Annotated in this window: 18 protein-coding genes and 2 pseudogenes; all 20 read left to right on the top strand. The window is 50.6% G+C overall.

Translation table 11 applies throughout. The annotated features are described in order from the left end of the window. Positions 1-26 precede the first annotated feature (26 nt). The 20 genes and pseudogenes from atpA (at position 27) to spoIID (ending at position 21242) form a co-directional block, all read left to right on the top strand. Positions 27-1541: a F0F1 ATP synthase subunit alpha gene (gene atpA / locus L0M14_RS27745; RefSeq protein ID WP_235119619.1), complete on the top strand. Its 1515-nt coding sequence runs from the start codon at positions 27-29 to the stop codon at positions 1539-1541. Between the two features lie 131 nt (positions 1542-1672). Then, complete coding sequence (atpG, locus tag L0M14_RS27740; RefSeq protein ID WP_235119618.1) at positions 1673-2533, top strand: ATP synthase F1 subunit gamma; 861 nt, start codon at positions 1673-1675, stop codon at positions 2531-2533. 159 nt (positions 2534-2692) lie between these two features. Then, complete coding sequence (atpD, locus tag L0M14_RS27735) at positions 2693-4090, top strand: F0F1 ATP synthase subunit beta (RefSeq protein WP_235119617.1); 1398 nt, start codon at positions 2693-2695, stop codon at positions 4088-4090. A gap of 49 nt (positions 4091-4139) precedes the next feature. After that, complete coding sequence (locus L0M14_RS27730; RefSeq protein WP_235119616.1) at positions 4140-4547, top strand: F0F1 ATP synthase subunit epsilon; 408 nt, start codon at positions 4140-4142, stop codon at positions 4545-4547. Between the two features lie 423 nt (positions 4548-4970). Continuing rightward, positions 4971-5335 (top strand): annotated as a pseudogene (locus L0M14_RS27725) (NADH-quinone oxidoreductase subunit A). Beyond that, the gene (locus L0M14_RS27720) at positions 5320-5838 is read left to right on the top strand and encodes a NuoB/complex I 20 kDa subunit family protein (protein WP_235119615.1); all 519 of its coding nucleotides are present in this window, start codon (positions 5320-5322) and stop codon (positions 5836-5838) included. The pseudogene L0M14_RS27725 and the gene L0M14_RS27720 overlap by 16 nt, the downstream one beginning before the upstream one ends. Further along, on the top strand, positions 5835-6395 hold the full coding sequence (locus tag L0M14_RS27715) for a hypothetical protein (RefSeq protein ID WP_235119614.1): 561 nt from the start codon (positions 5835-5837) through the stop codon (positions 6393-6395). The genes L0M14_RS27720 and L0M14_RS27715 overlap by 4 nt, the downstream gene beginning before the upstream one ends. 166 nt (positions 6396-6561) lie before the next feature. Then, positions 6562-6972: an NADH-quinone oxidoreductase subunit C gene (locus L0M14_RS27710; protein ID WP_235119613.1), complete on the top strand. Its 411-nt coding sequence runs from the start codon at positions 6562-6564 to the stop codon at positions 6970-6972. Positions 6973-6975: 3 nt separating this feature from the next. Next, positions 6976-8076, top strand: a complete 1101-nt coding sequence (locus L0M14_RS27705; RefSeq protein ID WP_235119612.1) for an NADH-quinone oxidoreductase subunit D — start codon at positions 6976-6978, stop codon at positions 8074-8076. Next, positions 8077-9083, top strand: a pseudogene (nuoH, locus tag L0M14_RS27700) (NADH-quinone oxidoreductase subunit NuoH). It abuts the gene before it with no gap. 124 nt (positions 9084-9207) lie between these two features. Then, complete coding sequence (nuoI, locus tag L0M14_RS27695) at positions 9208-9660, top strand: NADH-quinone oxidoreductase subunit NuoI (RefSeq protein WP_235119611.1); 453 nt, start codon at positions 9208-9210, stop codon at positions 9658-9660. Beyond that, on the top strand, positions 9653-10183 hold the full coding sequence (locus L0M14_RS27690; protein ID WP_235119610.1) for an NADH-quinone oxidoreductase subunit J: 531 nt from the start codon (positions 9653-9655) through the stop codon (positions 10181-10183). The genes nuoI and L0M14_RS27690 overlap by 8 nt, the downstream gene beginning before the upstream one ends. Before the next feature lie 3 nt (positions 10184-10186). After that, entirely contained in the window at positions 10187-10498 is a 312-nt protein-coding gene (gene nuoK / locus L0M14_RS27685; RefSeq protein WP_235119609.1) for an NADH-quinone oxidoreductase subunit NuoK, read from the top strand. A 15-nt stretch (positions 10499-10513) separates the two neighbouring features. Next, positions 10514-12439: an NADH-quinone oxidoreductase subunit L gene (gene nuoL, locus L0M14_RS27680; protein ID WP_235119608.1), complete on the top strand. Its 1926-nt coding sequence runs from the start codon at positions 10514-10516 to the stop codon at positions 12437-12439. Then, entirely contained in the window at positions 12429-14051 is a 1623-nt protein-coding gene (locus L0M14_RS27675; RefSeq protein ID WP_235119607.1) for a complex I subunit 4 family protein, read from the top strand. The genes nuoL and L0M14_RS27675 overlap by 11 nt, the downstream gene beginning before the upstream one ends. A gap of 4 nt (positions 14052-14055) precedes the next feature. Continuing rightward, positions 14056-15567, top strand: a complete 1512-nt coding sequence (locus L0M14_RS27670; RefSeq protein ID WP_235119606.1) for an NADH-quinone oxidoreductase subunit N — start codon at positions 14056-14058, stop codon at positions 15565-15567. A 132-nt stretch (positions 15568-15699) separates the two neighbouring features. Next, entirely contained in the window at positions 15700-18228 is a 2529-nt protein-coding gene (locus L0M14_RS27665) for a S8 family serine peptidase (RefSeq protein WP_235119605.1), read from the top strand. 18 nt (positions 18229-18246) lie between these two features. Next, a complete protein-coding gene (locus L0M14_RS27660) occupies positions 18247-18501 on the top strand; it encodes a DUF1146 family protein (RefSeq protein ID WP_235119604.1) in 255 nt (84 codons plus the stop codon). Between the two features lie 242 nt (positions 18502-18743). Continuing rightward, positions 18744-20063, top strand: a complete 1320-nt coding sequence (gene murA, locus L0M14_RS27655) for a UDP-N-acetylglucosamine 1-carboxyvinyltransferase (protein WP_235123049.1) — start codon at positions 18744-18746, stop codon at positions 20061-20063. A gap of 147 nt (positions 20064-20210) precedes the next feature. Beyond that, positions 20211-21242 carry a stage II sporulation protein D gene (spoIID, locus tag L0M14_RS27650; protein WP_235119603.1) on the top strand — a complete coding sequence of 344 codons (1032 nt, stop codon included), beginning with the start codon at positions 20211-20213 and terminating at the stop codon, positions 21240-21242. The last annotated feature ends 85 nt before the right edge of the window (positions 21243-21327 follow it).

The following is a 21327-nucleotide window of genomic DNA, read 5'->3' as shown; positions in this document are numbered from 1 at the left end:
CACTGTAAGAATAGGGGTGAAGTTCGTTGAGTATCAAACCTGAAGAAATCAGCACATTGATTAAACAACAGATTGAGAATTATAAATCCGATATGCAAGTTGTTGACGTAGGTACAGTCATTCAAGTCGGTGACGGTATCGCTCGTGCTCACGGCTTGGAAAACGTAATGGCAGGAGAGCTGCTTGAGTTTCCAAACGGCGTACTGGGCTATGCGTTTAACCTTGAGGAAAGCAACGTAGGTATCGTTATTCTCGGACCTTACACGGACATTCGTGAGGGTGACCAAGTAAAGCGCACAGGCCGGATCATGGAGGTTCCTGTAGGTGAAGAACTTCTCGGCCGTGTTGTTAACTCCCTGGGTCAGCCGGTAGACGGCAAAGGTCCTGTGAACACAACATCATTCCGCCCTGTAGAGAACATGGCTCCAGGCGTTATGGCTCGTAAATCCGTTCATGAACCTATGCAAACTGGTATCAAAGCGATTGACGCGATGGTTCCGGTTGGTCGTGGACAACGGGAGCTTATTATCGGCGACCGTCAAACAGGTAAAACAGCTATCGCCATCGATGCGATCATTAACCAAAAAGGCAACGGCGTGAAATGTATCTACGTTGCGATTGGTCAAAAGCAATCCACAGTCGTTGGCGTTGTTGAAACGCTGCGTGCTGCTGGCGCATTGGAGTACACGATCGTCGTGACTGCATCGGCTTCCGAGCCGTCCCCAATGCTGTGGCTGGCTCCATATTCCGGCTGCGCAATGGCTGAGTACTTCATGTACAAAGGCGAGCACGTTCTGATCGTATATGATGATCTGTCCAAGCAAGCTGCTGCATACCGTGAGTTGTCCCTCTTGCTCCGTCGTCCTCCAGGTCGGGAAGCTTATCCAGGTGACGTATTCTACCTGCATTCCCGTCTGCTTGAGCGCGCTGCGAAGCTGAACGATGAACTTGGTGGCGGTTCGATTACGGCACTGCCATTCATCGAGACGCAAGCGGGCGATATCTCCGCTTACATTCCTACGAACGTAATTTCGATTACGGACGGACAAATCTTCCTTGAGTCCGACTTGTTCTACTCCGGTCAGCGTCCAGCGGTTAACGTTGGTAACTCTGTATCCCGGGTAGGGGGTTCCGCTCAAACGAAAGCAATGAAAAAAGTTGCCGGTACACTGCGTGTAGACTTGGCTCAATATCGTGAGCTTGCGGCTTTCGCAGCGTTCGGTTCTGACCTTGATAGAGCAACCAAAGCTCGTTTGGACCGTGGGGTTCGTACACTTGAGATTTTGAAACAAGGCGTACACCAACCGCTTTCCCTCGAGAAGCAAGTTGCATCCCTGTATTCCGTAGTAAAAGGACATTTGGATGATATCCCGGTTCAAGACGTGACTCGTTTCGAAGCACAATTCTTGGCTTACCTGGATTCCAACCGTCCAGAAATTCTGCAAAGCATTCGCGATACGAAAGATCTGACTGCGGATAACGACAAAGCTTTGGCAGAATCGATTCAACAGTTCAAAAAGAGCTTCGCAGTTTCTGAATAATTCATGTATACCTGAGCTTTTCCTTGCGAGAAGATCAGGTATGCCATGTTAAGCCTGGGATCAAGCGGTTCGCGTGAGGTCAGGTCTTTCGAATCAAGGCTTTCAAAGCCTCAAAAGAGAGGTGAGCAGGTATGGCAAAAGGAATGCGCGAGATTAAACGCCAGATTAAATCGACTCAAAACACGAAGCAGATCACCAGAGCTATGGAGATGGTAGCTGCAGCGAATTTGAGAAGAGCCCAACAGGCAGCGGAAGCAGCCCGCCCTTACTCCGATAAACTGAAGGAAGTGGTAGGCAGTATTGCTGCGGGTACTAAAGGCGTGAAGCACCCTATGCTTCAATCCCGTGAAGTGAAGAAAACCGCTTATCTGGTTATTACATCGGACCGCGGTCTGGCTGGTGGTTATAACGCTAACGTATTGCGTAAGGTTATGACGGAAATTCGTGAGAAGCATAAGTCGACTTCCGAATACGCAGTCTTTGTAATTGGCCGTAAAGGAAGCAACTTCTTCAATAAACGTCAAATTCCGATTGTTGAAGAAGTAACAGGCGTTCCGGATTCCCCCAAGTTCTCGGATATCAAGCAGGTTGCGGCTGCTGCCGTAGCTAATTTCGAGAATGGCACTTACGATCAATTGTTCTTGGTGTATAACCAATTCAAAAACGCGATTACTCAAATTCCTACTATGGTACAGCTTCTCCCTATGGAGAATGTGGCTGGAACGGCAAGCGCTGCAAGCTATGAGTATGAGCCATCACCAGAAGGCGTATTGGAAGTTCTTCTTCCTAAATACGCGGAGACGCTCATCTATAGCGCAGTTCTTGAAGGTAAAGCGAGTGAGTTCGGGGCGAGAATGACAGCCATGAACAGCGCGACGAAGAATGCAACGAAAATGATCAGCTCGTACACGCTTGCTTACAACCGTGCGCGTCAAGCTTCGATTACGCAAGAGATTTCGGAGATCGTCGCAGGGGCAAGCGCCAACGCATAGAACGTGAAAGCTCTGTGATACAGAGATCGGATATATGTTGAAAGAAAGCTTTCCTAGCGGAAAGCTCAGTAGTTCTTACGAAGTTAGCTTTGCTAAAGCAAAGCTTAGTAATGCTTACGATGTTAGCTTTCCTTACGGAAAGCTCTTAGGAGGGAAACCATGAGCAAAGGGCGCGTTGTGAATATCACAGGTCCTGTTGTCGACGTTGAGTTCGAACGTGGACATCTACCTGAAATTCTTAATGCTATCAAAATTGAAAAGACTGAGAACGGCCAGCAAACTTCGATGACAGTTGAAGCTGCGGTTCACCTCGGTGACAACCTGGTTCGCTGCGTAGCGATGTCATCTACGGATGGTCTCGTTCGTGGTGCCGTTGCTACAGATACAGGAGCTGCTATTACAGTACCTGTAGGTGCAGCAACTCTGGGTCGCGTATTTAACGTATTGGGAGATCCTATTGACGGTGTTGAAACAGTAGACCGTACATTGTCCAGCCCAATTCATAAAGAAGCCCCATCTTTCGAAAATCTGTCTACAAAAGCAGAAATCCTGGAAACAGGAATTAAAGTTATTGACCTGATGGCTCCTTACGCAAAGGGTGGTAAAATTGGTCTCTTCGGCGGTGCGGGTGTAGGTAAAACCGTAACGATGCAAGAGTTGATCCACAACATTGCACAAGAGCACGGCGGTATCTCCGTATTTGCCGGCGTAGGTGAAAGAACGCGTGAAGGTAATGACCTTTACCACGAGATGAAAGAATCCGGCGTTATTTCTAAAACAGCGATGGTATTCGGTCAAATGAACGAGCCGCCAGGCGCGCGTCTTCGCGTAGCATTGTCCGGTTTGACTATGGCTGAGTATTTCCGTGACGAAGAAGGAAGAGACGTTCTTCTGTTCATCGATAACATCTTCCGTTTTACCCAAGCAGGTTCCGAGGTTTCCGCCTTGCTGGGTCGTATGCCATCTGCGGTAGGTTACCAGCCTACTCTGGCAACAGAAATGGGTCAATTGCAAGAGCGTATTACATCCACGAAAAAAGGTTCCGTAACATCGATTCAAGCGATTTACGTTCCTGCGGATGACTATACGGATCCGGCTCCAGCGACAGCGTTCGCTCACTTGGACGCTACAACGAACTTGGAGCGTAGTATCGCAGCAGCGGGTATCTTCCCTGCCGTGGATCCGCTTGCTTCTTCTTCCCGTATTTTGACGCCAGAAATTCTTGGCGAAGAGCACTATAAAGTAGCTCAAGGCGTGAAGCAAATCCTTCAGCGCTACAAAGAGCTTTTGGATATCATCGCAATCTTGGGTATGGATGAGTTGTCCGACGAGGACAAATTGGTCGTAACCCGTGCGCGCCGTCTCCGCTTGTTCTTGTCCCAGCCGCTTCACGTGGCCGAGGCGTTCAACGGCATTCCTGGACTTTACGTTCCGGTTAAAGAAACGGTTCGCAGCTTCAAAGAAATCCTTGAAGGTAAGCACGACAACCTTCCTGAACCGGCGTTCCACAACGTTGGTACGATCGAGGATGCAATCGAGAAAGCGAAAACGCTGTAAGGCATAAGCATATGCTTTCGAGGCAAAACTCGAAGAAGGGGGAGTCCAAGTGAGTACATTCCTGTTAGAAATCGTAACTCCTGAGCGCAAAGTGTTTGCTGAGCAAGTGAACATGATTGTAGCGAAGGGCGTTCAAGGGGAGCTTGGAATTCTGCCGAATCACATTCCGCTTGTCACTCCATTAAAGATTGCGTCGGTTACTGTGAAACAACAAGGAGCAAAAGACCAGTTGGTTGCAGTGAATGGCGGGTTCATGGAAGTGCGCAAGGACAAGGTGGTTATTTTGGCGGAAAGCGCCGAGCTGCCGGAGCAAATCGATGTAGAACGTGCACGGGCTGCTAAAGAGCGTGCCGAGCAGCGTCTGAAAGACAACAAGCAAGCGAACGTTGACTTTAAGCGTGCTGAGACCTCTCTGCAGCGGGCACTGAATCGGATCGACGTATCCGGAAGAAAATAAATGCAAGACAGTGAAAGTCATCTCGGTATTGGGTTCATCCCATGCCGGGGTGGCTTTTTTCATAACCGGATGGCACACGCCGAGGTGAAACTATTGACTGAGGGAATATCGTAATGAATAACAAATAGTTCTCAAAATCGGGTAATCGCCGGCAACCTATTTTCATAAGTAGGTTTATACGTAGCTTAAACTCATGCATAATCGTGCATGACCGTTTGCAGAGGGAGTCTTTCTTTTTAACGGGCTCTCCGCATATATTGAATAATCGGCTATTTTTATGGAAAAATTATACGGAGGTGATCGTTTGGAAATAGTCATCGACGCCAAAATACCTTTTTGCTATAATTGTGAAGGTGATTATTACCAATTTTAAAAGGTGTCACAACGAAGGTAAATAAGATTGGAGGCGGTTACATTCGGATGATGTACACAAATAATTATGTAATTGTAGCAATTTTCCTGGGTTTGGCAATATTTCTTCCGATAGCAGCCCTCACTTTGGGCAAGCTGCTGCGACCGAATAAACCTGCCGAGGAAAAGTATACGACGTATGAGAGCGGAAACGAGCCTGTCGGTGAAGGGCAGATCCGGTTTAACATCCGTTATTACCTGTTTGCATTAATGTTTGTCATCTTTGATGTAGAGACCGTGTTCCTGTATCCATGGGCTGTGGCTTATAAGCAGCTTGGATTATTTGCTTTAGTGGAAATGTGCATTTTTGTAGCCTTGCTAGCCATAGGATTAATATACGCTTGGAAAAGAAGGTGCTGCAATGGACTTCAGTCTAGAATCCATATCCCCCGAGGAACGGGAAGAACTTAATCGCAACGTATTTATGACAACGCTGGAGCAAGTGAAAGCTTGGGCTCGCAGTAATTCCCTTTGGCCATTAACGTTCGGTCTGGCATGCTGCGCGATCGAAATGATGGGCACTGGCGGTTCGCACTACGATTTAGACCGATTCGGAGTCATCTTCCGTACATCCCCTAGGCAATCTGATGTGATGATTGTAGCAGGGACGGTTACGAAGAAAATGGCTCCTTTGCTGCGCCGTCTTTATGAGCAGATGCCTGAGCCCAAATGGGTCATTGCCATGGGTTCATGTGCAACGGCTGGGGGACCTTATGTCAAATCCTACTCCGTTGTAAAAGGTGTCGATCAGGTTGTCCCTGTCGATGTGTATATCCCGGGTTGTCCGCCGAATCCGGCTGCCCTCATCTATGGAATCAATAAGCTCCAGGAGAAGATTCGCTATGAAGCGAAGACCGGGAAGAAGGTGATCCATCAGTGAGCGATGAGCAAGAGAAGAAGCTAGTAGGACATCAAGGCGCCGAGCAAGAGAAGCAAGCGGAGGACACGCAGAAGGCCGAGGAATCAAATGCGGAGTTAACCGTTGACGACAAGAAAGAGCTAGACGAGGCAGCAGCAGAGATCGGCAAGATGCCGCCGGAGGCGCAAGCAAGCAATACACAGCTGAGCGCGAAGACGCAGGCTGAGGTGGACGCAGCGGCAGAGAAACAAGCGGCGGACCCGTCGGCACAGACGACGAGCGAGCCGAGCGACGCACCGGCTGCGGAGCTTGCCGAGGCGTCAGCCCGTGAGCCGGCAGCTGAGGCGGGGGAGCCTGCATCAGCGGGCTTAGCCGAGCCGACAAGCTTGCCGGGGCCGCCCGACGCAGCCGCAGGCGATGCGCCGAGCGCGGGTGCAGTAGACGCCGCGGCAGAGCGCGCGGCAGCCAGAGCGGCCCGCCAGGCGGCGCGCGCCGCAGCCGCAGGCGATGCGCCGAGCGAAGCTGCATCGGCGGAAGCAACAGCGCCCGCAGGCGATGCGCCCAGCGGGGGGCAGTAGACGCCGCGGCAGAGCGCGCGGCAGCCAGAGCGGCCCGCCAGGCGGCGCGTGCCGCCAAGGATGCGGACGCGGAGCCTGCCGCGCCGAAAGAGCCGTCGCCGAATCAGCCGATCCTAGACCGGCTGGTGGCGATTCTTAAGGCGACAGCGCCGGTGAAGGCGCTGTCGTGGACAGCTTCATTAACGAAAGGGACGGACATCGTCCTTACGTCGTGATACATAGCGAGCATTGGCCGGAAGCGGCCAAGACGCTCAAAGAGCATGAAGAATTGAAATGCGACTACTTGCGCAATCTTTCAGGCGTCGATCAGGAGACTCATCTGGAGGTTGTGTACCACGTGCTCTCAATGGAAAACAGCCGCGAGTACTGTGTGAAAGTCAAGACGGACCGCGAGCAGCCCAGCATTCCATCGGTGACGCCGGTATGGCCGACAGCCAATTGGAATGAACGGGAGGTTTACGACCTGCTCGGTATTGATTTTCCGGGACATCCCGACTTACGACGCATCATGATGCCCGACGATTGGGTCGGATATCCGCTCCGCAAAGATTACGAACCGCTCGACCCGGAGGTGTAGCATTTGTTACGGACAGAAGAGCTGCTGTTAAACGTCGGTCCTCAGCATCCAAGTACGCACGGGGTTTTCCGTGTGATCGTCAAGCTGGATGGGGAGGTCATTCGAGAAGCCATTCCCGTCATGGGCTACCTGCATCGGGGAACCGAGAAGCTAGCCGAGAACCTGAATTATACACAAATCATTCCATACACGGACCGCATGGATTATGTGTCGGCGATGACCAACAATTACGTGCTCGTCCACGCCGTAGAAAAGCTCATGCAGCTTGAAGTGCCCGAGAAAGCGGAATTTCTCCGTTTGATCGTCATGGAACTGCAGCGGATTGCCAGCCACATGGTGTGGTGGGGAACCTATTTGCTGGACATTGGTGCCATGAGTCCGTTCCTGTATGCGTTCAGGGATCGCGAAATTATTATTAATCTGTTCAATGAGCTTTGCGGAGCAAGGCTTACTTACAACTACATGCGCGTAGGCGGCGTTAAATGGGATGCGCCTGAGGGCTGGATCGAGAAAGTGCGCGATTTTGTACCCTATATGCGCGGCAAGCTGAAGGAGTATGATGATCTCGTCAGCGGCAATGAGATTTTCCTGTCCCGGATCAAAGGGATCGGTAAATACGATGCGGAAACAGCTATCGCCTACGGATTGAGCGGTGCCAATTTAAGATGTACGGGTGTCGATTGGGATTTGCGTAAAACGCAGCCCTACAGCTTGTACAACCGCTTTGAATTCGATGTTCCTGTGCGTAGTGGCGGCGATTGCTATGACCGTTATGTCCTCAGATTGGAAGAGATCAAGCAGTCGCTGAGAATTCTTGAGCAAGCGGTGGAACAGTTCCCGTCCGAAGGCGAAACGATGGGCAAGGTGCCAAGAGTGCTGCGTCCTGCCGAAGGTGAGATCTATGCAGCGATCGAGTCTCCACGAGGAGAAATCGGCTGCTATATCATATCCCGAGGCAAGCAAGAGCCTTATCGGCTCAAGTTCCGCAGGCCGTCCTTTGTGAACCTGCAGATTCTGCCAAAGCTTCTCGTAGGAGAAACGATGACAAACCTCATCACAATTCTGGGCGGTATCGATATTGTCGTCGGGGAGGTAGATGCATAGATGCTGGATCTGCTGAATGAAAGCTTGACCTGGACAAATTTTTTTATCTTCCTGTTCTGGGGCATCGTGATGCTGCTGCTCGTACTCGGCTTTGTGACATATGCGATTTATTTTGAACGCAAGGTTCTGGGGTGGATGCAGCTGCGTATCGGTCCGAATCGTACCGGTCCGCTTGACTTCTACAGAGCGTTGCAGACGTGACCAAACTGCTCATTAAAGAAGATACGATTCCGCGTAAAGCGGAAAGAGAGCTCTTTATTTTGGCACCGATTATTACGTTTATCCCATCGTTCACGATCATCGCGACGATTCCTTTTTCCGATAAACTGTTCAATGCAAATTTAAATATCGGACTGCTCTACTATGTGGCACTCTCAGGCATTTCGACCATCGGCATTATTCTCGGAGGCTGGGCTTCCAACAATAAATACGCGCTGCTAGGCGGTATGCGCTCCGCTGCGCAAATGATCAGCTACGAAGTGCCGCTTGTCGTATCCGTGATTGGCGTCATTATGATGACAGGCACGCTGAATTTGCATACGATTGTAGATAATCAAGCTGGAGGCATCTGGCATTGGAACTTCCTGCCGCAAATCATCGGCTTTGTCGTGTTCGTGATTGCCGGTATTTCCGAGCTGAACAGAACGCCTTTCGACCTGCCGGAGGCGGAATCCGAGCTCGTTGCCGGTTATCACGTGGAATACAGCGGTTTCCGTTTTGCCTTCTTTATGCTTGCTGAATATGTGTACGTATTCGTTATTGCATCGCTGACCACGCTTCTCTTTCTGGGAGGCTGGCAATCACCCCTGCCGTTTCTTGATTTCATACCGGGTGTCATCTGGTTCCTGCTGAAGTTCTCGCTGATTGTCTTTTTCCTCTTCTGGATCCGTGCTACGCTCCCGAGGGTTCGCATCGATCAATTAATGGGCTTTGGTTGGAAAGTGCTGCTTCCGCTTGCTTTGGTGAACATTTTCGTTACGGCCATCTATATGGCAATTGTTTCGTAGTCTCATCAGATGGAAGTAACGCTAAGCAGGGCACCATAGAAGCTTGAACTTCCACTGGGATTACAGGAAAAAAGGCGACCCCGTGAACGGGTTCACCTAGCAGGAGGATTTAGGAGGGCTAATCATGAAGGGCTTAATGAAAGGTTTAGGCGTCACGTTCAAAAGCATGACTCAAAAGAAAATTACGTACGCATATCCCGATGTACCGCTTGAGATGCCGGACCGCTTTCGCGGTATTCAGCATTTTGATCCGGAGAAGTGCATTGTCTGCAATCAGTGCGCACGGATTTGTCCGACGGAATGCATTACGTTAACCGGTAAGGCGAATCCCGACCCTGAGAAAAAAGGGAAGGTCATCGACACATACGATATCAATTTCGAAATTTGTATCTTGTGCGATCTCTGCACAGAGGTATGCCCGACCGAAGCGATTGTCATGACCAACAACTTTGAGCTAAGCACCTACAGCCGTGACGATTTGTTCAAGAACTTGCAATGGCTCAATGATAATAACCAAAACATTCGTCAAGAGAATAACTCGGCCATGCCAAAAGGGGGAGCTAAAAAGGATGTTTAGCGGAATCGGCGATATCTTATCGAGCGGCACCAGCTGGGCCTTCTTTATCTTCGCCTTGCTGGCCATCGGCGGCGCGATCTTCATGATCAGTTTTACCAAAGTGATTCATATGGTTGTTTCGCTGGCTCTGACTTTTATCAGCTTGGCTGGGCTTTACGTGATTTTGGAAGCGGAATTTGTAGCTTTTGTACAGGTGCTGATCTACGCCGGTGCAATTTCTATTCTGATGATCTTCGGGATCATGATGACCAAGCACAGACAAGGCGAAGAGCAAGAGCCTCGGCGTCCTTGGCATGAGGGTCTCGCGATTGTCGGGGCATTAGGATTGTTCGGCATTTTATTCTATGCCATTCAGAAAACCACATTTACCGCAAGCGGCACACTGGACGCAGGCAAAGACAACACATTGGAAATCGGAAAGCTGCTCTATAACGAGCATGTGATTCCTTTTGAAATCATGTCTGTGCTGCTCACCGTAGCCTTTATCGGAGCTATTGTGGTTGCCAAGAGAGAGGAGGATTAGCACATGGGTACGATTATTACGCCCTACCTGACTCTGGCAGCGATTCTGTTTTGTATTGGTCTGTACGGGGCATTGACGAAGAAGAACGGCGTGATTGTTCTCCTGTCCATCGAATTGATGCTGAATGCCGTTAATCTCAATCTGGTGGCGTTCTCGAAGCTTGGAGATCATCCTGTACTTACGGGGCAAATTTTTTCTCTCTTTAATATTACGGTAGCTGCTGCTGAAGCGGCTGTTGGGATTGCCATACTGATTGCCCTATACCGCAACAAAGGGACAACGGATGTCACCGAAATGGATTCTATGAAGCGCTAGGAGGCTGAAAAGGACATGGTATCGGACTATTCACAATACGCATGGCTCATTCCGTTGTTTCCGCTGCTTGCTTTTCTAGCGCTTACGGCTATGGGGCGTCAAATGAAAGAAGCTGGCATTTATTTCAGTATTATCGCTATGCTTGCCTCCTTTATCGTGGCGCTGCTGATCTTCGTGGAGCGTCTTGGCGGCAATGTAGAAGGATATACCTGGGATAAGTTGGATTGGCTGAGAGTGGGCGATATAACGCTCAACATGGGTTTTGAAGTAACGAATTTAAATTCACTGATGCTGGTCATCGTGACGCTAGTCAGCCTGTTGGTGAATGTGTATTCCAAGGGATATATGAAGGACGATGAAAGGATCCACGTATTCTTCAGTTACGTTGCCCTGTTTTCTTTCTCCATGTTAGGGCTTGTTATCTCTGAAAATATGCTGGAGTTGTACATTTTCTGGGAGCTCGTAGGGGTATGTTCCTTTCTGCTTGTCGGCTTCTGGTATTTCAAACCGGAAGCAAGGGCTGCTGCGAAGAAAGCCTTCATCGTGACAAGAGTCGGCGATGTCGGTTTGTTTATCGGCATTCTGCTGCTCTTCTGGCACATGCCTGGGCATTCGCTGGATTTTAGCTCCATTCACAATGCATTCTCTACAGGCAAAATAGACCCGTCGACGACTACTTGGATCGCGATTCTGATCTTTATCGGAGCGATCGGCAAATCCGGTCAATTCCCGCTGCACACTTGGCTTCCTGATGCGATGGAGGGTCCTACGCCGATTAGTGCGCTCATTCACGCTGCAACGATGGTTGCCGCTGGGGTTTATCTAGTAGCGCGTACGTTTGATATTTTCCATGCATCGTCGGATGCTCTGCTCGTTGTTGCTTATGTGGGAGGCTTCACCGCGCTGTTCGCAGCGACGATTGGCGTGGCGCAGAACGATATCAAGCGGATCCTGGCGTATTCGACGGTCAGTCAGCTCGGCTACATGATGATGGCGCTGGGCATGGGTGTGTCTTATGCCTCGGGTATGTTCCATTTGTTCACGCATGCTTTCTTCAAAGCGCTGCTGTTCCTGGGAGCAGGCAGCGTCATTCATGCTGTACATACGCAGGATATCAATGAGATGGGCGGCTTGTCCCGCAAAATGAAGATCACGACGTGGACCTTTGCAATCGGGTCGCTCGCACTCTCCGGAATTCCGCCGTTCTCGGGATTTTGGTCGAAGGATCTCATTTTATCGGAAGCCTATGAGCATAATAAACTGCTCTTCTGGGCCGGTCTTATAGCCGCTTTCTTTACCGCGTTCTACATGGCTCGTTTGTTCTTCCTTGTATTTATGGGTTCGCCAAGTAAGAAGCATCACGCTGCGGCGGCGGATGGTTCAGACCATACTCATTCCGCGCACCATGAGCCGCACGAATCGCCGGCAACGATGACAACACCTCTGGTTATTCTCGCTGTGCTTGCGGTTGTCGCAGGTTTCGTGAATACGCCGATGAATGAGTGGTTTAGCCACTGGCTGACAGGCGAGGATCATGCCGAACCGGTTAATTGGTTCATTCTTATTCTCTCTACGCTAACGGGTCTGCTCGGTATCGGACTTGGTTATCTGATGTATCTGAAGCGTTCCGTACCTAGAGATGTGGTTTCAGGCAAGCTGCCGGGACTGCATACGCTTGTTTATCGCAAATATTTTATTGATGAAGCCTACGACGGTATATTGGTAAAGCCGCTTCGAGGGATGGGCTACATCCTCGAGCTCATTGATATCTACATCATCGACGGCATTGTCCGTCTGAGTGCTTATGCCGTTGTCAGCCTAGGACGTTTAGGTGCGCGTCTGCAAAACGGACAGCTGCAGACCTACGGGGTAATCACGATACTAGGCATGCTGATCCTGGCACTGGCTATTGCGGGAAGGAGGTTCATCCATGCTGAATAATCTGCCGATTTTAAGTATGATTGCCTTCTCGCCATTGCTGGGGATTCTGGTACTATGCTTCCTTCGTTCGGATAAAGGCAACCTGATCAAAACCGTCGCCATCCTGACGACGTTAATTCCACTAGTGCTGGCAGCTTGGCTGTACGTGGATTACAACTATCATGGCGATCCTCTGCAGTACAAGGAGCAGCTTAACTGGATTACGGTTCCGCTGAATCATGAGGCGATTGACAAATTAACGCAGTACTATTTTAAGTTTAAATATTCACTGGCTGTAGACGGGGTTTCACTACCTTTAGTATTTCTAACGGCTCTGATTTCTACGATGGCCGCCATGGCCTCCGTACATATCAAGAAGCGCTGGAAAACCTACTTTATCTTATTCCTGCTGCTGGAGATCGGGATGTTCGGCGTATTCATGTCCCAGGATCTGTTCCTGTTCTTCCTGTTCTTCGAGCTCACGCTGGTACCGATGTTCTTCTTGATCGGGATCTGGGGCTACATCAAGCGGGAGGAAGCGGCGAATCGCTTCCTGATCTATAACGGACTAGGCTCCGCCATTATGTTGATTGCTTTCCTGATTCTTGTCACGACGGCAGGCTTCAGTCAGTCGCCCTCGACTACGGAGGCTATCGTGTACTACAGCGGTGATATTCAAACGATCGCCCACAATTTATTGAAAGATCCTATGGCGCTAGTGAACCAGCCAGATACTCCTTTTTACTTGGGCAGCTCCATGAAGTGGACCCTGTTCATCATGCTGCTCGTAGCGTTCGGCATTAAACTGCCGATCTTCCCGTTCCATACGTGGATGCTGAAAGTACACACGGAAGCTCCGCCTTCCGTCGTCATGATCCACTCGGGCATCCTCCTCAAAATGGGAGCCTACGGTCTCATCCGCTTCGGGATTCTATTCTTTCCGACTGAGGCGAAGCAGTGGGCTTGGATGCTTGCGCTGCTCGGGGTCATCAACATTGTGTACGGCGCGATTCTGGCCATCGTACAGAAAGATTTCAAGCTTGTACTGGCATATTCAAGTATTAGCCATATGGGCGTCGTGCTGCTTGGTCTTGCGGCCTTTCAGGTCACCGGCTTGCAGGGCGCCGTATTCCAGCTTGTTTCGCACGGTCTGATCTCCGCGCTTATGTTCTTGCTCGTCGGCAGCATCTTCGAGCGTACGGAGACGACTATGCTGGATAGCTTGGGCGGTCTCGCCAAATCAGTACCGTTTATGAGCGGAATTCTGCTCATCTCAGGTATGGCATCCCTGGGCTTGCCGGGGCTGTCTGGCTTCATCAGTGAATTCCTGGCCTTCCTGGGACTATTCCAGTCTCATCCGGTGTACGCAATAGTCGGTACGTTAGGTATTATACTTGCCGCTGTGTACGTGCTTCGCGGGGTGCTTAGCATCACGTACGGCCCCTTGAAGGACCACCTGGCCGCTTATGAAATGCGCGATGCTAGATTGATGGAGGCCATTCCGATGATTGTGCTGGTCGCCTTTATCCTGCTGCTTGGCGTATTCCCAAGCGTGCTTAGCCAGGTTATGCATCAGACTTTAGGCAGCTTTGATCAAGTGATCCAAAGCGTAGCCGGGAAGATAGGAGGTTAGGCCGGTGGAACAGCTTCGTCTCCATGTCGCCGATTTGTCGCATCTTCTCCCTGAGCTCTCGCTGATTGCCGCCGCGATCATCCTATCGCTCTTGGATTTGCTTCTACCTAAGAACGTCAGCCGTTCCGTGATCGGCTGGTTATCTCTAGTTGGCATCATCATCTCCGCGGTGTTTGTTGTTCTGCAGCTGAATCCGGAGCAGCCCATACAGCTGCTCAACCAAAGCTACCGGATCGATGACTTCTCGAACCTGTTCAAGCTGCTCTTCCTAGCCGGTACGGGAGTCATTGTGCTGATGAGCCTCGGCTCGGTCAAAGAAGAGGAGATTCCGCATGTTGGGGAATATTATTACTTCTTGCTTCCGGCCGTGCTCGGCGCGATGGTCATGTCGTCCTCGGGCGATTTGATTACGCTGTTCGTAGGCTTGGAGCTTCTGAGCATCACATCTTATCTGCTGGTGGCAATGAAGAAAAAGAACCATCAGTCCAATGAAGGGGCCTTCAAGTACATCGTCATGGGGGGCGTTTCCTCTGCGATTATTTTATATGGCATGTCGTTCCTGTATGGCATGACCGGCTCTACCAATTTGATGGAGATCATGAGTGCACTTCCTTCGCTGATGCCGGGATACGAGTCGCTCTTGTACGTCACCTTCTTCCTGCTGCTGGCAGGCTTCGGCTTCAAGATCGCCGCCGCTCCTTTCCACAGCTGGGCGCCTGATGTGTATCAAGGTGCGCCGACACCGGTGACGGCCTTCCTGGCGGTCATCTCCAAAGCAGCGGGCTTTGCGATCTTGTTCCGCATGGTGTATCTGCTCTTCGGGTTTACCGATTATGGCGCCAGCAAAATTCAAGGAGACGTATTCCTAGCGTTGTCGGTTACCGCAGCCATCGCGATGGTTGCAGGGAACTTCATTGCTTTGAAGCAAACGAACCTGAAGCGCCTTCTGGCCTACTCGGGGATCGCCAATGCGGGCTACTTGCTTGTACCGATTGGCACCTATTTTTCCCCGGCGCATTATGGCAATTTCTCAGAGTTTATCTTCTATCTGATCGCCTATGTGTTCATGAATTTAGGGGCTTTCGCGGTTCTCATCGCGATGGAACGAGCAGAAGGGCATACGGAGCTTAAAGGCTTCGCAGGGCTCTACTACCGCGCTCCTTGGACGGCCTTGGGTATGGTGCTTATCATTCTTTCCCTAACCGGTATTCCCATATCGGGCGGGTTCTTCGGAAAGCTGTACATCATACTAGGTACGATGCAGACGCACCAATACTGGCTCGGTGCGCTTATGATCGCTACCAGCGTAGTCTCCTTCTATTACTACTTCGGTCTAGTGAGACAAATGTTTATGCGCGCGGACCATGAATCCGTCGAAGTACGAATCGCCGCTCCGCTTTGCATTTCTATATGGCTGTGTGCGCTGGCAGGCCTAGCATTAGGCTTCGTACCGCATCTTGTTCTGAAATGGATCGAAACCATCTTCAGCTTAAGCAAGGATTTTATCTTGTCGTAAAGACCTTCTAACCGAGTCTGCTCCTGCGTACATGTGGGAGTGGGCTCTTTTTTCGCGCTGAGGCAGGGAATCATGGATCCTATACAGAATGTATGTAAGATCAATATAGAAGGAAGAAGGACCTGTGATTTCATGAAAATGACCCGACAACTCTTGCTGCTTACATCATTGGCGCTGGTTATCGAATTTGCAGGATTGACAGGAAAGGCAGATGCGGCCTATCTGGAGTCGACGGATCCCATGCGGGTGAAGCAAACGTATCTGGATATGATTCATATGAACGAAGCTTGGGCTGCAGCGGTGGATAGCAAGTCTTCTCTCGTTGTAGCCGTTGTTGATACAGGTGTGGATCTCAAGCATCCGGATTTGGCGGGCCATCTGGTCGAAGGCGTCAATCTGACTCAACCGGGGCAGAAGCCATACGATGATAATGGACATGGAACCAATGTCGCCGGCGTAATCGCTGCCGTTCGCAATAACGATATCGGCATCGCAGGCATGGCTCCGAATACCAAGATTATGCCGATCAAAGCGCTGGAATCAGACGGCACCGGCGGGGAAGCGAAGCTTGGCGAAGGCATTCGCTATGCGGTGGACCACGGGGCCAAGATTGTGGTACTGTCCCTGGGACTGAACAAATACTCCGATTATTTAGCGGAGACCGTGCAGTATGCGGAGCAGCATGGCGTACTGCTGGTAGCTGCCGCAGGCAACGAAGGAACAAGCGTGAAGTATCCCGCTGCCTATCCGACCGTAGTAGGTGTCGGAGGCGCGACGGCCGATAAGCATGCGGACTACCGTTCCAACTATGGACCGGAGCTGGATATCGTGGCGCCGTGGGAGGTCTATACAACAGCTCTAGGCGGAGGCTATCAGTATCAGGACGGCACCTCAATGGCCGCTCCTCAGGTAGCCGCAGCAGCGGCACTGATATGGGCCAAATACCCCGGTCTTGCTCCCTACCAGGTACGCAACCTGCTGGAGCAAACAGCCGAGGATCTGGATGCGGACGGTTGGGATCCCAGCACGGGCAACGGGTTGCTGCGTGTGGACCGTGCGCTAACAGTCCCTTACCAAGAGGACCGCTTCGAACCCAATAATACGATCGACCAAGCTGCAAAGCTTTCCGTGCATGCGGTCACTCACGCGACACTCAGCTCCGCACAGGATCAAGACTGGTACGCCATTGATGCTCCCTATAGCGGAACGGTCCAATTAACGCTGCGCATGGAGGATGCCGGCGCCGGCATTCGTGTGCGCAAGGATGCAGGTACCACTTGGACGACTAATGGGTCGGATGCATCCGGTCCGATTACAATCCCAGTAAGCAAAGGACGTACGTATGTACAGCTGCAGACGGTAGACCGTTCTCGTCAAACAGCGCTGAGCTACTCGCTCCGCACTGATTTTCAAATTTACCGTGATCCCTATGAGGACAACAACAAGCAGTACAAAGCTTTTGTCATTCCCCCACGAAGTCAGGTCATCAGGGGGACCTTCCATGAAGAGAACGATTTGGACTGGTTTATGATCCCGCTGGAGCATTCAGGCACGCTGAGGCTGAAGCTTTCCACGGATACGGCCAGGATCGATCCCGCTATTTTGTTTCAAAAGGAAGGGGAGAAGTCGACACTAATCGACCAATCTGGTGACGGAGCGACGGAAGTGAGTTCCCAGATGGAGCTGCTGCCTGGTCAGTATTACATTCGCGTCAGCAATGTGAAGGATTATACGGAGCCGATTACCGGCGAGTATACCCTTGAGGTCGAGTATTCACCTAAGCTGATCGATCCGAATGAGCCTAACGACAAGTCGTATCAAGCGACTTACGCCGGCCTCTTTTCTGACTATGAAGGGGTGTTTCACAAGGATGACGACGTGGATTGGTTTGAATTCCGTCTGAATAAAGACAGCTTGGCGGAGCTGGACTTCTCCAATATTCCGGCAGCGAGAAGTCTGACGGCGACGCTTTATGACAGCGGGCATAACGAGCTTGGAAGCTACAAGAATGAATCCGGCTCTAGTAGCTTTCATATCGAGAAGACGTTGTCCCAAGGGAATTATTTTGTAAAGCTGCAAACGGATAAAGCCTTTAATAATCAGATGTACCGACTCAATATCGGCGGGTATCCGATCATTAGCGGGTATATTGACATTGACGGTCACTGGGCGCAGGACGCTATCGTGCAGATGACCGATAAACAGATTATTAGCGGATACGGTAATTACCGCTTCGCTCCGGACCGCCCGATCACGCGCGCGGAAGCGGCGGCTGTGCTGGCCCGCGCTCTGAAGCTTAACAAGCAGGAGGAGCTGCATTTCCGTGATGTAGACCCTTCGCACTGGGCATACGGGGAGATTGCCAAGATGGTCATGGCCGATCTGGTCGATGGGTATCCTGATGGGACATTTGGACCTGACAAGACACTTACTCGCATGGAAATGACGCAGCTGATTGCCCGCAGTCTGAATATGACGGGCAAACGCCGAGGCAATTCCCCTTTTACTGACGTCAAAGAATCGTACTGGGGAGTCGGCATACTAAAACAGATGTTTGCTGAAGGTTGGATTACGGGTTATCCCGACGGGACGTTCCACCCGGAAGAGCATGCGACACGTGCCGAGTTCGTGACCATGCTGGCCAAGGTCTTAAACCGATAATGAAAGGAAGCGCATAGCATGGCGGATGGCAATAACGTTTTAAGCTCGTTTGTGTCTTTTTCTACCGTTCTTCACATCATGATTTATCTGATTTGCATCGGCGTATCATGGTGGGCGCTTCAGGAATTTCGGTTCGACGTGCTGCTTAAGCGTCCTAAGAGCGCACCGGCCATCATGCTGCAAATTCTTTTGTCCATTGCCTTAGGTCAGCTCGTCGCCAGCTTCTTTATTCAATACCTGGGCCTGTCAATCGGCTTTGGCAACATGTTCTAATGGGGAGATTTCAGGGAATATTTCGAATAATGAGCAGTTTTCTTGTCAACAATGGATAATAGAACGGACCCAAAGAAAACTTTCATCCGAATCCTATGGATAGTTTAGGGGAATACCAAAAGAACACAGTTGTATGGATATAGGATGAAATGATAAACTTAGGAAATGTGAAAAGACAGACCTGTAAGACCCTGGATGTTCCAAAATGACGTTATTCAAAATAAGAGCGCGGAGGGACCATGATGAGCAAAATTATCGTCCGCGGTGGCCGAAAGCTAGCAGGCAAGGTAAAAATAAACGGAGCCAAGAATGCGGTGCTGCCGATTATTGCAGCCTCCATATTAGGTTCTGAAGGGGAGAGCGTCATTCACGACGCTCCGCCTTTGGATGATGTATTGGTGATTAACAAGGTACTAGAGAGTTTAGGCGTTGGCGTCGAATACAGCAACCAGACCATTCGGGTCCGGGCAGGTGAGATTGTGACCTGTGAGGCTTCCTATGATTTGGTTCGCAAGATGCGGGCATCTTTTCTGGTCATGGGACCACTGCTCGCCCGATTGGGATTAGCTCGTATTTCTTTACCCGGCGGCTGCGCGATTGGCACAAGGCCGATAGATCAGCATTTGAAGGGCTTCGAAGCGATGGGAGCAGCCATTGAGCTGGGCCAGGGCTATATCGAAGCGAAGGTGAAGGGAAGACTTAAAGGGGCCAAGGTTTACTTGGATGTAGCAAGCGTAGGCGCCACAGAGAATATTATGATGGCAGCCACGCTGGCTGAGGGCACCACGATTATTGAGAATGCGGCGAAAGAGCCGGAGATCGTCGATCTCGCTAACTATTTGAACGCCATGGGCGCTGTTGTCCGAGGCGCCGGTACCGGCGTGATACGTATTGAAGGCGTAGAGAAGCTTCGCGGGGCTGTACATACGGTGATTCCGGATCGGATTGAAGCGGGTACCTACATGATCGCAGCGGCTATAACAGGCAGTGAGCTCTATGTGGAGAATGCGATCGGCGACCACCTTCGCCCGGTAATTTCCAAAATGCAGGAGATGGGCGTTACGGTTGAAGAAGATGAGAATGGCATTCTTGTCCGTTCTACCGGTCCTCTTCGGGCTGTCGATGTGAAAACTCTGCCGTACCCGGGTTTCCCTACGGATATGCAGTCTCAAATGATGGCACTGCTGATGGTGGCGGACGGCACAAGTCTCGTAACGGAGACGGTGTTCGAGAACCGGTTCATGCATGTGGAAGAATTTATGAATATGAATGCTCAGATTAAGGTAGATGGGAGAACAGCCTTTATCAGCGGAAATTCCAAGCTGCAGGGAGCTAAGGTATGCGCGACGGATCTGCGGGCGGGAGCTGCTCTCATTCTAGCTGCGCTTGCAGCCGATGGGGAGACCGAGATTACAGGCGTTCACCATATCGACCGCGGCTACGTAGACATCACAGACGCACTGAGAGCGCTAGGCGCAGATATTCAACGCGTGGTCCCGCAGCCGGTAGAAGAAGAAGAGCCGGAAATAGGCTTCTTCAACATTCAGCCTTCGTTGGCTTAATAGCAGGTTGTTCAAATTCAAAGCTGGTCCTTAGACTTAGGGGGCCGGCTTTTTTCATTTTATAGGGTTATTTTCCGCGTTCTATTCTAGTAGAGCCATTCATAAGATGGGGTATACCAAAAGCCGCACCTATGGAGGCACTAGAAGATGATATATAAGAAGAGAAGAGTCCGAACCTACCGGGTCATCCTCTGGATGGCTGTTTGCTTGTCCTCCATGTTAAGTGTCACTATGATTGTGCCGGGATTGCTAGTTAAGAAGATTCCCGCCGCTGACCCTGCCGCTTCGCATATCTCCACGAATGGACTTACACAGGGACAGGAGGAAGGACTGATGATTCCCGTTTATTTAACCAAAAAAGAAGCCGTTGAGACGGTTCCCCTGGAGCAGTATGTCAAAGGAGTGCTGGCGGCTGAAATGCCGGTGGAATTCGAACTGGAGGCCTTGAAGGCTCAGGCGATGGCTGCTCGAACGTATGTTGTTCGCAGAGTGCTGGACAAGGATACCAGCAACGTACCTGTCAGCGATGCTTTGGTGACCGATACGACTTCCCATCAGGCATATTTAAATGAACAGGAATTAAGAGAACAATGGGGATCCGCCTATGAGAATAACATGGCCAAAATCGATAGGGCTGTTACCGAAACCAAGGATTTGATCCTAACCTATGAACATAAACCCATCAATGCTACGTTCTTCTCTACCAGTAACGGTTACACCGAGAATTCAGAAGACTATTGGGACGGAGTCATCCCTTATTTGCGGAGCAAGCCAAGTCCCTGGGATATCAAGCTTTCTCCTAAATACAAAGAGACCCTCACGCTCAGCTATAAAACGGTTTTGCAGAAGCTTGAGCTGCCCAGCATATCCAAGACCAGCGGCATCAAGGTTCAGCAGCAGACTGCAGGGCATCGAATCAAAACGGTAACCATTGGAGGAAAGAGCTTCTCGGGAAGAGAAGTGCGGGAAAAGCTAGGACTAGCTTCCTCGCAATTCGATTGGAAATGGGTAGGCTCGCAAATTGAGTTCACCACTTATGGCTACGGACACGGCGTTGGATTAAGTCAATGGGGGGCTAACGGCATGGCCAAGGAAGGGAAAAGCGCAGCGGATATTGTAACCTACTATTATACGGGGATATCTATCGAAAAGGCCGCAAATTTCGTCAAAACTACCTGAAAACAAGGGCCTTAGCTTTCTATAAAAATATCTTTCGGCAAAAGTATAAAACCTTTAAATGTGTCAAGAATGGTTGATGAGGTGA

The organism is Paenibacillus hexagrammi, from assembly GCF_021513275.1.
In the GTDB taxonomy this organism is placed as follows: domain Bacteria; phylum Bacillota; class Bacilli; order Paenibacillales; family NBRC-103111; genus Paenibacillus_E; species Paenibacillus_E hexagrammi.
This window is presented reverse-complemented; position numbering and strand designations above follow the sequence as displayed.